Origin of the sequence: Neorickettsia helminthoeca str. Oregon, assembly GCF_000632985.1 — a bacterium.
GTDB classification, from domain to species: Bacteria; Pseudomonadota; Alphaproteobacteria; order Rickettsiales; family Anaplasmataceae; genus Neorickettsia; species Neorickettsia helminthoeca.
In genome coordinates this window covers 501556-515067 of record NZ_CP007481.1, presented here as the reverse complement: position 1 = coordinate 515067, position 13512 = coordinate 501556, and the positions used below count along the sequence as shown (strand labels likewise).

Genomic DNA, 13512 nt, shown 5'->3' with positions numbered 1-13512 from the left:
CTGTGTGTTTTTAGCCTTTTTATGAAATGGAGTGACATTGAGGAGATAGCAGTTGCACTCGAGGATCAGTACGGTGACAAGGATAATATAAATCTGCGTTTCACCGACCTGCGTGATTGGATTGTTTCCTTGGAAGGATTCGTTGGTTCCCCAGAAGCCTGTAGCGAAAAAATCCTCGAAGCCATACAGGCAGCTTGGATTTCTGAGAGAGAAGATAGGGAATGAGAATCAGAATTCTGGGTTGTGGTAACTCTGTTGGTGTTCCGCTTCTTGGATGTTCGTGTAGAGTCTGCCTCTCATCGAACCCCAAAGATGTACGGACGAGGTGCTCAGTTCTTGTAGAGAGTTGCTCCTCTAGATTGCTCATCGACACTTCCCCTGATTTGAGGCTCCAGGCCATACGCGAGAATTTTTCGAGTGTGGATCAGGTTTTCTATACTCACATACACTTCGACCACACGGCCGGTATACATGAGCTCTCTTCTTTCACTCCAATTGATGAGCGTAGATCTATACGAGTCCTCGGAGATGAATTTACTATTTCCCATATACAGCAAGTTTATTCATACCTATTCCGTCAGTCTCATATAGGCGGAGCTCCGTGGAAGCGGTGCTACCTAGAGGCAAGGATTGTCCCATATTATGAGGAATTCTTCGCCGGTGATATTTCTTGCATGATCTTTCCGCAGACTCATGGAAACATCAATAGTTGCGGTATTATCCTCGATCGCAAGTTTGTCTATTGTACAGATGTGCGATTGATTCCAGAAAAAGCTCTAGAAATCATGAGATCATGTTCCTTGGAGGTCTTCATTATTGAATGTTTTGATTATGAAAAAGCACATGCTCACTCTAATTTGGATGAGGCATTGGAATATATAGAAATCGTTGCTCCTAAGCGGGCATTTCTAACTCATATGACGCACAAATTGGGTTATGAAGATTTAATTGCTAATCTCAGTGCTAGAGGTGTTTCGCATGTAATGCCGGCATATGACGGACTCTCATTCGAAGTATGATAGAAAAGGCAGTTAATTTTTTACGTATTGGTGGAGTAATTATCTTTCCAACTGAGACCGTGTATGCACTTGCTTGTGACGCATCGAATTATCATGCAAAGCTACGTATATATAGGCTCAAGCAGAGAAATATAAAAAAAAATCTGCCAGTCATGGTATGGAATTTTTCTTGGATATCGAGATTAGCTGAGCTTACTGAATATCAGTCATCTCTCATAAGAAGGTATTCTCCAGGTCCTGTGACATTCATTGTTCCCAGGAAGGATACATCTCATTTGCGCTTTCATTTTCCCAGGAAGATTGCCGTAAGGATTCCTGATTCAAAGATTGCGTTGAGGATACTTCAATTGTTCAACCGACCTATATGTGCGACTAGTGTGAATATTTCCAGTAAGGTTCCGACAACGAATTTTACACGGATAGATGGCTATATAAGGAAAAGAGTTGACTATATTATTGGTGATAATCAGGGTGTCAGTGGCACCGCGTCATCAATCGTGGACATTTCGGAGAGCTGCATTGTTCCTATGAGAAGAGGCATCATTGATGTTACATCCTAGCAAGAGGGGCTCTCAATTCAGAGTGCACAGCTCGCAATAGTGAGTTGAGTCAGAATCCGGACTACTTTTTTTTAAATTTCTTTTCTGAGCCAATGTTGTTTATCTGGCTGAGTTATAGTCTAATAACTACTGAAGGTATATACACAATTGATACAAGAGATGCCCGATATAAGGCCCGATATAAGGAATGCAGATAATCAGCTTTTCAAAAAAATTCAACAATCTTATCTGGATAGCCCGAATTCCGTAGATCCGAGTTGGAGAGCATTTTTTGAGCCAAAAAAATCAGTTAATGTTCGGGCCAAAATGGCCCAAGAAGGCAGTGAACATACGGATCAGTCCCTGCTAGGTTATAAGATCGAAGCTTTGAAGAATTCTTATCGTAGGTTCGGCTACCTTGCAGCTGATCTGGATCCTCTTGGGTTGGCGAGGGCATATAGGAAGGCTGAGTTAGATCCATCCTTTCATGGGCTAGATGATGTGTCTTATAGGAGCAGTCCTACTGTCGCTGAGGTAGTTGAGTCTATGCATGCTGTCTATTGCGGAAATATCTCTGCTCAGTTTATGTTTCTCTCGGAGAATAAGGAAGTAGATTGGCTCAAAGAAAGATTAGAAAGTAGGCCATTTTACCGTACGGAGTTTGACTCTTCAGTCAAGTTGGCTCTCCTAGATACTTTAGTAAAGGCTGATGGACTGGAAGAATTTCTTAACATTAAGTTCAAAGGCGGGAAGCGTTTCTCGCTGGAGGGTTGCGATGCAGCCTTAGTTGCTATGGAGGCAATCATAGAAGTTGCCGCTATTTCCGGTCATACAGATGTCTTACTCGGAATGTCACATAGGGGAAGACTAAACTTTGCTGTAAATATTTTTGGAAAAAAATATAAAGCCCTATTCGCTGAATTTGCTGGTGGTGCACCTTTTCCAGCTGAGTTTGCAGTCTCTGGTGATGTGAAGTACCACTTTGGTGCTTCCTGTACTCACAAGTCGTTTTTGAGTCATACAGAGATTTCGGCCATGATGTTGCATAATCCATCTCACTTGGAAGCTGTTGATCCAGTGCTACTCGGATATGCTAGGGCAATGCAGGATGAGGGTATGACCGTATTCCCAGTCTTATTTCATGGTGATGCAGCGTTTTCTGGTCAAGGGGTAGTCTATGAATCCATGATTTTGGAAAGCCTTCAACAATATCAGAGTGGTGGAGTCTTGCACGTCATAGTAAACAATCAGATAGGATTCACTACCCCCCCTCAGTATGCGCGGAAGCAACCTTTTCCATCTTTCCTTGGTGAGTCATTTGATATACCAATTTTTCACGTGAATGCTGACAATCCTGAAGCAGTCTTATATGTTGCTCTACTGGCATCGGAGTTTAGGAGCAAGTTCAATAAGAGTGCGGTAATAGATATCGTCTCATACAGGCGGTATGGACATAATGAAATGGATGAACCAAAATTCACGCAGCCTGTAATGTATGATGTGATTGCTTCGCATAAGAGGGTCGTTGACCTTTATTCCGAGCAGTTGATACAAGAGGGTGTTATTTCAGCCGCTGATGTCGCAGCACGCAAGGGCGGTTTCAGGGATCTCCTGGAAACTGAGTTAAATAAAAGTAAAGAATATAAGCCAGAACCGGAATTTCTCATGCGAAAAGGGTGGGAGGGCTGTCTCGGACAAGAAAGAAAGGATGAGCCTTCAACTGATACAAGCGTATCCAAAGAGATTCTTGTTACCCTCTCGGAGAAGCTCAATAATGTTCCAGGAGAATTTGATGCAAATTCAAAGGTGGTTAGATTACTACTCCAAAGAAAAGAATCAATCCTTGCTGGTGACAATATAGACTGGGGAAATGGTGAGAGTCTTGCATTTGCATCGCTCTTAAATGAGGGAATATCGATAAGACTCACCGGACAGGACTGTAAAAGAGGGACTTTTTCACATAGGCATGCAGTTTTGTTTTCGCAGTCTACAGGAGAGGAGCTGTGTCTGCTGAATACTCTCTCCGATTCTGCGAAAATTGACGTTGTTACTTCCCCTCTATCAGAGTACGGAGCTTTAGGATTTGAGTATGGTTATAGTCTATTAAAACCAAAGAAGCTTGTGCTCTGGGAAGCGCAATTCGGGGATTTTGCCAACGGCGCACAGATTATGATAGACCAGTATATCTCCTCGGGTGAAATAAAATGGTTGAGTAGGACCGGTCTAGTATTGTTATTACCTCACGGATACGAAGGACAGGGTCCGGAACATTCGTCTGCTCGTGTAGAAAGGTTCCTTCAGCTTGCGGCTGAGAACAATATGCGTATCATAAACTGCACTACGCCTGCGAATTTTTTTCACGCTCTCCGTAGGCAGGTTCTGAGTGATGTTGTCAGGCCATTAATTGTTTTCAGTCCTAAGTCTCTGTTGAGGCACAAGATGGCTGTATCTACATTGAGTGACTTTACAGATGGTAGCTTTAAAAATGTGATCTACGATCGCACCAAACGTGACAGTATCCGTAGAGTGATTTTCTGCAGCGGGAAGGTATATTACGACCTTTTAGCGGAGCTTAATTCGAGTGAAATACTCTTGGTAAGGATTGAGCAGCTTTATCCATTTCCAAAGGAAGAGCTCCTGGAAGTCGTGAAGATTCATAAGGATGCTGAGCTGCTTTGGTGTCAAGAAGAGCCTAAGAATATGGGGGCTTGGTTTTTCGTTGCTCCTTTGTTTGAAGATTATTGCTCAAGGAAACTAAGATACGTCGGTCGTGCAGCTGCGGCAGCTACATCAGAGGGTTTCATGAATGATCACGTTATTTCGCAGAACGCTTTGGTAAGAGGGGCGCTGACTCTTTAGGATGTGATCCTACTTCCGTGGGTGCTGCTATGTTATACCTTGTGTGGTTACTTTAATGGAGGAGGTGTTGAATTTAGAGCGCCAATGGCGTGGGATATCATACTTGCCGCGGGATGCTGTTTGTTATGAAGGTCACTATCTGCGATGGTATTCTTGCCTGCAGTAGGTGTACCAATCTTGCTCAACACTGACTGATTCGGTGGGAGCTATATTCCGCTGTCTGGATTGGTATTTTTCCTTGTGGTGAGTGTCTCAATCTTAATCAGTCCGTGGAGCTCGCCTCGAGAAATGCGCGAGAATATGGTACCTAAGTCCCTACTCACTTGGAGGCAAGATAATCAAGCGCCTTCTTGCTTAATTTGCGCCCCCTAGGTGTGCGATGTAAAAAACCTATTTTGATTAGATAGGGTTCTATCATTTCCTCTATTGAGTCTTCCTTTTCTGAGATGGCTGAGGCAATAGTTTTGATTCCCACAGGAGAGTCTGAGTAATGCTTCGAGATGAAGTTCATATAGGTATAATCAAGCTTATCTAAGCCAAATTTATCTATTTCCATTTTATTCAGTGCGTAATCAGCGAAACCAGTGGTAATAAGATCATTTTCACTTACCTCGAGGAAGTCGCGTATTCTTTTCAATAATCTTAAGGCGATTCTGGGTGTTCCTCTGGAGCGTTTGGCGAGCTCTACTATTCCATCTTCCTCGATGCGAACCGATAATTTATCTGAGGCTTCACGTAGTAATTCGACTAATTCATCTATAGTGTAGAATTCCAATCTCATCGTAATGCCGAATCTATCTCTCAGTGGATTGGATAACATCCCTATACGCGTAGTCGCAGCCACTAGAGTGAATTTTGCTAGATTTATTCTGATGCTCTTAGCCGCTGGGCCGTCTCCGACAATAATATCAAGGCAATAATCTTCCATAGCCGGATATAACACCTCTTCCACGGTTGAAGGTAACCTATGTATTTCATCAATGAAAAGGATATCGTTTCTTTGTAGGTTCGTGAGTATTGCTGCTATATCACCAGCTTTCGATAATAGGGGTCCTGAAGTTGTATAGATTTTACTTCGTAGTTCGTTGCTGATTATGTGTGCCAGAGTCGTTTTACCCAAACCTGGAGGACCATAAAAAAGAATATGATCTAATGCGTCATTTCTCCTCTGTGCGGAATCTATGAAAATTTGTAAATTCTCTATCACGTGTTTTTGTCCAACAAACTTTTCCATGGATTGTGGTCTAACACTTGGATCATGGGGTATATCTTTCTCATTAAGCACTTCGTTTCTCACTGTTTTGATAACACACCACCAACTAACGTAACTCTACTACGATTCATAGTAGCAATACAGCCCTTTTTACCAAGATCTTATCTTGAGTTCCCCCAAGTACAGCATGCGATCGAGCTAGAGCATCTTTAGTGCAAGTTTTATCAGATCATTTATTTCGATATCGGGATTATTTGCTATGATCTCTGAGACAGCCTTCTGTGAAGATTTTTGCTGAAAGCCAAGTTTTACTAATGCAGAGACCGCTTCATTGCTTAAAGAGGTGTGTACATTATTCACATGATCTTCAGAGTAATCGAGTTTTAGGAACTCTTCGTATGTTTCCGTGATGATGCGCTTGATCAACTTATCCCCGATCCCTTTGACTTTTAATTTGACCTCATTTTTATCACGGATGCTTGCAATCAGTTCATTCACTCCTAGGTGATCCAGTAAAGTCAGGGCTATCTTGTAGTTTATACCTTTCACTTTTACCAGGATCTTTGCAATTTCCTGTGATTCTTTGCAAGGAAAACCATATAGCTTGATGGTGTTCTCTGCAATATAATGTTCTATATATATAGATAGTTTCTGCCCAGTTCTTAGGTTCTCCATTGCTCTGCGTGTTGTGAAGACGTTATATCCGACACCCCCAACATCCAGAATGATGGAATCTGAATTTATTTCGTTAACTGTACCGGTGAGCCTTCCTATCATATGAAAGTGACAAAATGTTGAGTGCAAGAACAAAAGAAACTAGTATTCCAGCAGACACCAAGAAGTCCACTGTAATGAAATCTATACTGAAATTAAAGGCTGTCTTAAGACAGCATGTGATTCTGATGCTCTGTTTATTCACGCTAGTGCTAAGTATAAGTTCTGCAGCGGATTTTACAACCTCAGCAAAGCAGGCATTAATCCTGGACTATACTAACAACATAGTCTTATTTGAGCACAATGCAGATGAGATTATGCATCCATCTTCCATGAGCAAATTGATGACTCTATATCTGATGTTTAGCAAGCTGAAAGCCGGAATAGTAAAAATGGATGATGTATATAGAGTTAGTAAAAATGCCTGGGAAAAACGTGGATCTACAATGTTTTTAAAAGAGGGGCAAAAAGTTAAAGTCGAGGATCTTTTAAAGGGAATCGCAATTCTTTCAGGGAACGATGCAAGTGTAGTTGTAGCAGAAGGTTCAATGGGGTCGGAAGAGGCATTCGTTGAGGAAATGAATCAAACAGCAAAATCCATGGGTTTGAGTAATTCCAGTTTTGTCAATACTACAGGCCTTACAGCTCAGAATCATTATATGAGCGCGAGAGATGTAGTAAAGTTAGCAGTCAAAATATATGAAGATTTCCCGGAATATTATTATCTATTCTCAGAAAAAGGTTTGATGTTTAATAATATTAAACAAAACAATACCAATGAGATGCTATCATTGTATCATCAAAGAGATTTAAAATTCGACGGAATCAAGACTGGAAGCACGGATGCTGGTGGTTTTGGTGTAGTTGTTTCTTTTCTGGCTGATGGAAGGAGGTTCTTTATTCTAGTGAATGGTTTGAAGAGTAAGCGAGATAGGAGCACTGAGGTTCAAAAGCTTGCTCGTTACTCACTGGCGAATTTTAAAAGTAAAAGAATATTTTCAAAAGGTGAACACATTGCCATACTAAATGTGCTATACTCTAGTAAGAGGGTTTTACCAATTACGGTCCCGAAGGATGTGTACGCGGTTTATGGAAAGTCTGAAGAGGGTATCACAGTCACGTTGAAGTATCGTGATTGCGTCCCTGCACCTGTAAGGAAAGGTGAGATAGTAGGAGAATTAATCCTTACGACTCCTTTTGTAGAAAAGATTTTTCCCTTGGCAGTCGATGAAGGCGCTGGAAAGCTCTTTTCCCCCTTATATCTAATATTCAGGTTCCTTTTTTGAGAGATCTCTTCAATTATTTCGACGCGTTATCCGTTTCTGTTTGTCCTGGAGATAGGAGGCCTTTATGAAAAATGAAGAAAAAATACCACTTTTAGCAGATAAATCAGTGCAACCTATAGATCGTTTGCTTGCCAAGTGTGAGCGTATAAAAAAGTTAGAAGTCTACCTTGGGGTCTTAAGTGTTTTTTCCGGTATTGCAACTTTTGTCTTTATTTATGTCGCTGCGTGCCTTGCTCAGGCCGGACTTTTTAGACGTGATCTCAAGGAGCAGGTATGGACTTTCATCGAGATAGTATCTTTGGTGTTGGCAGTTACGTGTGTGGCAATGCATCTTGTGTCTCGTTGTTATGTTGTGCGCGGAAAAGCTAATTTACGATCTGAACTAGATGAAATTCATAAGTTAGATAAAGTTTCAGCTATAGAAGATGCTGAGTATCAAGAAAACCTTAAGCTTGTAGAAAAATGTCTAAAAGCTCCTTGTTTCCTGCAAAGGGCAGCGTTTAATTTTGAGTTTGCAGCGTCCTTGATTTTCCTTGCTAGCGAACTTATCGCAGTTATCGAGATTTTTGTTCCGTACGGTTTAAGGAATTGCCATAAATCTCTTGGAATACCTGTGAATCTACAAAGTGCTGTGGATTTTAGTGCGTTAACGCTTGTGATAGTCGCTTCCGTACTGAAGATCATGGTGGCGGATGAACAACGTCGCAGGGAACATGATGAAAAGGAGAGTGACCCATCTAAAAAGCAGGGACGATTTTCTTCCTACTTTGCTCTGCCGCTGCTTGCTTGTTTGCTTGTAATTTGCAGCACCATCGGAAAGGTAGTGCAAAGTATGGAAAATTCAGGTGCTATCGTGGTTGGGCGCACAGGTAATGGTACTGTACCTGTCGGATATATCATTAGGGCAATATCTCTATCTGCATTAATAGTTCTTGGAGTTATAAAAGTGTTTTCCAGTATTGGTGAACACGCGATAGTGAATAGTAAGCTTGATAGTATGGATGTTAGCGATGGAGCAACAAAATTCAGTGCTATAAGTCTTGGTTGTGCCGATCTTGGTGGCAATTAAGGATCGCAGATTTTGTACAGAACCCCGAATAATATAATTATCAGGCTTAGCCAGATCAGTTGTATTTTCTCCTTATAGTAGATCTCCACTGCTAGCCCGAACTTTTCATCTACTCCACTGATCACTACTTGTACGTCGTCAAGGAGGTAGTGGATTGTCGCTGATTCTGTGTTTAGGGTTTTCTCCTGTTTATAAAACCTGAATTCTGGCTCCAGTCTGCCTGTCTGGTTCACTGTGAAAACCCCTCTGATACCTGTAAAGAGGAGGTTGTCTATTTTACTGTATTCTTTTAAGCCTATGTTGTAGGTTTTTATTGTGATTTGATCGCCTGGTTTGAAGTACTTCTTTACTTCTGCTGAGTGAGATGCGAATCCTGCAATCGAATAAAGAAGTAAACCAAAGCCTAAGTGTGTCAGGAAAGAACTGTTCATTTTATTTGTTGCTATAGCAGTGATCCGTACTTCTTTTTTCAGGTTTCTTATATAGGACACGGAGACACTTAGAATGGTAAGCATTCCAGAAAATGAGAGGAAAGCAGTCAGGGTGTTGTTAAAATTCCCTAACGAAAGTAATGATGCCAGCAATATAAGAATGATGAATTCGAGATATAGCTTCTTGTAACTCTTTAATCCGATGAAAAGAGATAAACAGATCCCCAAAATTGCTCCAATTTGCCCAAAAATAGAATTATAAAAAGACTGATCAATATACATTGCATCATATCCAAGTAGTTTTGATGCAGCAGGTAGGATAGTAGCAGTAAAGATTACTACGAACAGTAAAATGCACAGAATATTCTGTATCAATATGAAGTGTGCCACCATGTTCCCGGAAAATCGGATATCTTTAGGTTCAGCGGCGTACAGGCTCCTATGTCTCGTAATGAGAATCCACATGGAAGTAACAAATAGTACCAGAGTAATGATCAGGAGGTATACCCCGCTTTCCGCGTTTGTGTTGAAGGTGTGTAGCGACTCTGTCATACCCGTCCTAGTGATGAAAGTTCCACAGATGCTTGCAATGAATCCGAGAATTGAAAGTATGATAGATAATCCTTTAAACAGACCTCTTTTCGCAGATAGAAAAGACGAGTGTAAAGCTCCCAATAGGAGTAGCCATGGCATCAAGGAAACATTTTCTACTGGATCCCAACTCCAGAAACCTCCCCATCCGAGCTCCCTGTATGACCACCACCCTCCAAGACCTATACCAAGCGTGAGAAATGTAAATGCGACTAATAGAAAATGATTCAGGATTTTAAATTCTTCCTCACGTGATCGGCTGCTGAGTAGGATTGCAATCGCAATGGAAAAACAAATAGAAGTGCCAACATATCCTAAATAGAGGATCGGTGGGTGAATCATGAGGGCTAGATCTTGTAATATAGGATTGAGACCTAGTCCATTAGTAGATGAAAGAATGACTTTCTTAAATGGATTGCCTGAGTAAATTATAAAAACTAGAAATATTGATAAAACGTAAGACTGCGTTGTAATGACAAGCTGTCTAATTTGTGACGTTCTATAAAATTTCGAAAACAGGAACAAATACAAAGAGAGTGACCATATCCACAGAATCATCGAACCTTCATGCGTCGTCCAGCTTGCTATGATCTTGTAGTAGAACGGCAAATTTGCATGGGAGCTCAAATATACATTCTGCAAAAGAAAATTATCCGATATATATGCGTGAAAAAGAGTAAGGAAAATAATGGAATTGAGGAATAGAGAAATATTTACTCTCCTAAAGAGGCTCGAGAGTAGACTAAGGTACAACAGAGTTGTCCCGATGTAATGATGAGGAATCGAAATCATACTACGCAGCAGTAGCGCTATTACTTAAGTCATTATAATGATAGACTCGAGTTGTCTAGAATGCACGGACGACTTAAAAATACAGCGCAGAGGGACACATATTGAATTTTGGATTCGTTGATATGCACCACATCTAGTGCCTTTAGATATTCTTTTGCATATAAATAGAATGACTGGTTTATTGAAATTTAATTTTATGGTAGTTAAAGTATCACCTAGTCTTTATATGAATACTGCTCTACTATGTTTATCCTTATTTCTATCATTGATCAAAATCTGTTTTTGTTATTGTGAGAAACTCTCCTCTGCTTTTATAGGTTGAATGAATTGTTTTGTTGTTAATATAAAGTCCTGACCGATTAAGTAGATGTTTACATTCGTGATATAATATACTATTATTGCAATAAATAGCTTTTTTAACATTTTAAAGATTTAACCAAGGATTGATGAGTATGAATGAAGAACTGAGATTTGATGAAGATTACTCAATAAGACAAGCTTTTCGAAATAAATTGCAAGAGATGTATTACAATGCGGTTGTCCTTGGAGATCAAGATATGCTCATCGATAGCAATGATCAGATCATCTTGTTTGAGTCCAAGCTTATAATGAGAAAGTACTTTTGGAATCGTAGGACGCAGGCATTTGAAAAAATTCCAACCGGCGTCATGAGGGGATCAAAGAAGTCTAAGGATACCTCATCTTCATCTGAGTTGGAGTGTGAAGCCTCTCATGAGAAAGAAGAAGAGCTTGTTCAATAGTTTCGTTTGTGTGTGGGTTTGTCAATTCGCGCAGGGTTCTTGTACTCACAGGTCCGACTTCTGCCGGGAAGACTGCTATTGCGTGTAGTTTACATCAATCCAATGAGATCTTCACCGTCATAAACGCAGACTCAAAGCAGGTCTATAAAGAAGTTCCTGTATTGACAAGTCAAGCACCAGCGGATTCAGGTTTGTTGTATGGATATCTCTCAGTTTTCTCCTCTTGTAGGGCATCTGTTTTTGAGTGGATGCGGGATTGCGCTGATTCTTTAGAGACAGTCTGGATGGAGGGTAAGATACCCTTGGTTGTTGGTGGTACTCCGATGTACATATACTCCCTGATACATGGAGTTAATCTTCTTCCATCTCTTCCACCCAGCTTGCTGCGTGATTTATCGCTAGAGTATGATCGTCTTGGTTCTTCCTCTTTCCTCAGCTCCTTTGTAGCAGGCTTTAATCTAGATATTTCACTCTTCCCCAGTGACAAGTACAAGTTGGTCCGCGATGTTGCATATCTAGTTCATACAGGAAAAACGATTCAGCAGTTGTATGACGGGTCCACAATTTTCAGGGTGCCGTATAGTTCCATAGAAGTTGTTTCTGTCATTCCAGAAAGCAGGGAAGTACTTTATTCTAGAATCAATGAGCGTTTTGTTGAGGCTCTAGATTCCGGTGCCATGGATGAAGTGAAGGCACTTATACAGGACGAAGAGATATATAAAAATCCTGCGGTTACAACGATCTGTGGATTCAGGGAGATAGCATCCTATTTGCGATCCGAGATTTCCTTCGAGCAGATGGTGAGTAAGAGTCAACAGAGTATACGTCACTATGCGAAAAGGCAACTCACATGGTTTCGGAATAAGTTCAGTGGTATGAAGGTTTTTGGTGACTCTGAAGGTGTTAGGGACTATATTCTTAGAAAGTACTGTGCGTAAAACACGAAATGAACGATCTAGAATATATAGCATCTAATACGAAGCGATTCGCTGAAATGATGGAGAAACGGGGCTTGAGGTTTGATCCTACCTCTGTTATCGATTTGTACAAACAAAAGCGGGAACAAATCACTACTCTGAACACACTACAAGCGGCGAAGAATGATCTCGCAAAATCCTTCTCAGATCCGGATGTAGTCAGATCCAAGATTATTGAGAAATCTAAATTCATTGACTCAGAAATTGCAAAGATTAAGGAAGCGATCCAGATAGTTTCTGAGAGACTCGATACGATCCTACTGAATCTTCCTAATATTTTATCTGAGGATGTGCCTCCTGGAAAAGATGAGAGTTTCAACCTTCAAGTTAGATCGAGCGGTGTAGCGAAGAATTTCTCTTTTATCCCAAAATCGCATGACGAACTTGGGGTATCGCTCGGCATATTGGATTTTATTAATACTTCGAAGATTTCCGGAGCGAGATTTTCCAGCTTGATAGGAGAGGGATCCAAATTAGTTAGAGTACTCAAGGATTTCATGTTGGAGCACAATCGGGCTTATGGTTACAAGGAGTACTTTCCTCCTTATCTGGTTAAGGAAGAGGCGATGTATAGAGCAGGTCAGCTACCTAAATTTTCTTCTGAGTCTTTCGCTGTGGATGGCGGAATGCGCTTGATTCCCACAAGTGAAGTGACTCTCCTTAATTTTGTTTCTGATAACTTTTTCCAGGCCGAGGAGCTTCCCATTAGGATGACTGCCTACAGTGAATGTTTCCGTTCGGAGGCTGGTAGCAGTGGCAAGGATACTAAAGGTATGATAAGGCAGCATCAATTTGGGAAAGTAGAGCTTGTAGGGGTCACTACCCCAGAAGAATCCGGAGAGGAACTAGAGCGAATGGTCCAAATAGTGGAGGATCTGTTACAGAAATTGGGTATACCATATCGTGTTGTTCTATTGTGTGCTGGAGATATAGGTTTCTGCGCAAGAAAGACGTACGACATCGAAGTTTGGATACCGTCTCAGGGCTGCTATAGGGAGATTTCTAGTTGTTCAAACTGTGGCGATTTCCAAGCAAGGCGTCTATCGATAAAGTATAAGTTTGGTAAAAGGAAGGGGTTTCTGCATACTCTTAATGGTAGTTCCCTTGCTCTAGGAAGGACGCTTGTCGCAATATTAGAGAATTATCAGAGGCGAGATGGTTCGGTGGAGGTACCGGAGGTACTGCAATCGATGTTTGGTTCTGAGGTTATAGTTGCCTCCGAGTGACGCGATAGTCGAAGTTCCCAATAAACAGTGGGTTT

Annotated in this window: 12 protein-coding genes; 9 read left to right on the top strand and 3 right to left on the bottom strand. The window is 41.1% G+C overall.

The window, feature by feature from the left end; all coding sequences use genetic code 11:
- Positions 1-21: 21 nt before the first annotated feature.
- From iscX to NHE_RS02465, 4 genes are all read left to right on the top strand, one after another.
- Positions 22-225 (top strand): Fe-S cluster assembly protein IscX, encoded by a 204-nt coding sequence (gene iscX / locus NHE_RS02480; RefSeq protein WP_038560570.1) that lies wholly within the window; start codon positions 22-24, stop codon positions 223-225.
- Positions 222-1019, top strand: a complete 798-nt coding sequence (locus NHE_RS02475; RefSeq protein ID WP_038559644.1) for an MBL fold metallo-hydrolase — start codon at positions 222-224, stop codon at positions 1017-1019. Before iscX ends, NHE_RS02475 begins: the two co-directional genes overlap by 4 nt.
- Positions 1016-1579 (top strand): L-threonylcarbamoyladenylate synthase, encoded by a 564-nt coding sequence (locus tag NHE_RS02470; protein ID WP_038559641.1) that lies wholly within the window; start codon positions 1016-1018, stop codon positions 1577-1579. Before NHE_RS02475 ends, NHE_RS02470 begins: the two co-directional genes overlap by 4 nt.
- Positions 1580-1738: 159 nt before the next feature.
- Positions 1739-4417, top strand: coding sequence for a 2-oxoglutarate dehydrogenase E1 component (locus NHE_RS02465; RefSeq protein ID WP_038559638.1), 2679 nt, complete (start codon positions 1739-1741; stop codon positions 4415-4417).
- 319 nt (positions 4418-4736) lie between these two features.
- Here the strand turns inward: NHE_RS02465 and ruvB are convergent, their stop codons facing one another.
- Positions 4737-5723 carry a Holliday junction branch migration DNA helicase RuvB gene (gene ruvB, locus NHE_RS02460; RefSeq protein ID WP_408633468.1) on the bottom strand — a complete coding sequence of 329 codons (987 nt, stop codon included), beginning with the start codon at positions 5721-5723 and terminating at the stop codon, positions 4737-4739.
- Positions 5724-5828: 105 nt separating this feature from the next.
- A complete protein-coding gene (gene ruvA / locus NHE_RS02455; RefSeq protein WP_038559632.1) occupies positions 5829-6407 on the bottom strand; it encodes a Holliday junction branch migration protein RuvA in 579 nt (192 codons plus the stop codon).
- A 74-nt stretch (positions 6408-6481) separates the two neighbouring features.
- Between ruvA and NHE_RS02450 the strand changes: the two genes are divergently transcribed.
- Positions 6482-7630 carry a D-alanyl-D-alanine carboxypeptidase family protein gene (locus NHE_RS02450; protein WP_198014736.1) on the top strand — a complete coding sequence of 383 codons (1149 nt, stop codon included), beginning with the start codon at positions 6482-6484 and terminating at the stop codon, positions 7628-7630.
- Between the two features lie 64 nt (positions 7631-7694).
- Positions 7695-8699: a hypothetical protein gene (locus NHE_RS02445; protein ID WP_038559629.1), complete on the top strand. Its 1005-nt coding sequence runs from the start codon at positions 7695-7697 to the stop codon at positions 8697-8699.
- Here NHE_RS02445 and ccsA read toward each other — a convergent pair.
- Entirely contained in the window at positions 8696-10513 is a 1818-nt protein-coding gene (gene ccsA, locus NHE_RS02440; protein ID WP_038559626.1) for a cytochrome c biogenesis protein CcsA, read from the bottom strand. The two genes, NHE_RS02445 and ccsA, sit on opposite strands and share 4 nt — an antisense overlap.
- 446 nt (positions 10514-10959) lie before the next feature.
- Here ccsA and NHE_RS02435 point away from each other — a divergent pair, with 446 nt between their 5' ends.
- The 3 genes from NHE_RS02435 to serS are packed head-to-tail and all read left to right on the top strand — an operon-like array spanning position 10960 to position 13477.
- The gene (locus tag NHE_RS02435; RefSeq protein ID WP_232214958.1) at positions 10960-11274 is read left to right on the top strand and encodes a hypothetical protein; all 315 of its coding nucleotides are present in this window, start codon (positions 10960-10962) and stop codon (positions 11272-11274) included.
- Positions 11275-11282: 8 nt separating this feature from the next.
- Positions 11283-12212 (top strand): tRNA (adenosine(37)-N6)-dimethylallyltransferase, encoded by a 930-nt coding sequence (locus tag NHE_RS02430; RefSeq protein WP_051579595.1) that lies wholly within the window; start codon positions 11283-11285, stop codon positions 12210-12212.
- An 8-nt stretch (positions 12213-12220) separates the two neighbouring features.
- Entirely contained in the window at positions 12221-13477 is a 1257-nt protein-coding gene (gene serS / locus NHE_RS02425; RefSeq protein ID WP_038559622.1) for a serine--tRNA ligase, read from the top strand.
- The last annotated feature ends 35 nt before the right edge of the window (positions 13478-13512 follow it).

Coding starts and splice junctions, on each gene's coding strand:
- iscX (WP_038560570.1), top strand. CDS start 22: ATGAAATGGAGTGACATTGAGGAGATAGCAGTTGCACTCGAGGATCAG.
- NHE_RS02475 (WP_038559644.1), top strand. CDS start 222: ATGAGAATCAGAATTCTGGGTTGTGGTAACTCTGTTGGTGTTCCGCTT.
- NHE_RS02470 (WP_038559641.1), top strand. CDS start 1,016: ATGATAGAAAAGGCAGTTAATTTTTTACGTATTGGTGGAGTAATTATC.
- NHE_RS02465 (WP_038559638.1), top strand. CDS start 1,739: ATGCCCGATATAAGGCCCGATATAAGGAATGCAGATAATCAGCTTTTC.
- ruvA (WP_038559632.1), bottom strand. CDS start 6,407: ATGATAGGAAGGCTCACCGGTACAGTTAACGAAATAAATTCAGATTCC.
- NHE_RS02450 (WP_198014736.1), top strand. CDS start 6,482: ATGAAATCTATACTGAAATTAAAGGCTGTCTTAAGACAGCATGTGATT.
- NHE_RS02445 (WP_038559629.1), top strand. CDS start 7,695: ATGAAAAATGAAGAAAAAATACCACTTTTAGCAGATAAATCAGTGCAA.
- ccsA (WP_038559626.1), bottom strand. CDS start 10,513: ATGATTTCGATTCCTCATCATTACATCGGGACAACTCTGTTGTACCTT.
- NHE_RS02435 (WP_232214958.1), top strand. CDS start 10,960: ATGAGTATGAATGAAGAACTGAGATTTGATGAAGATTACTCAATAAGA.
- serS (WP_038559622.1), top strand. CDS start 12,221: ATGAACGATCTAGAATATATAGCATCTAATACGAAGCGATTCGCTGAA.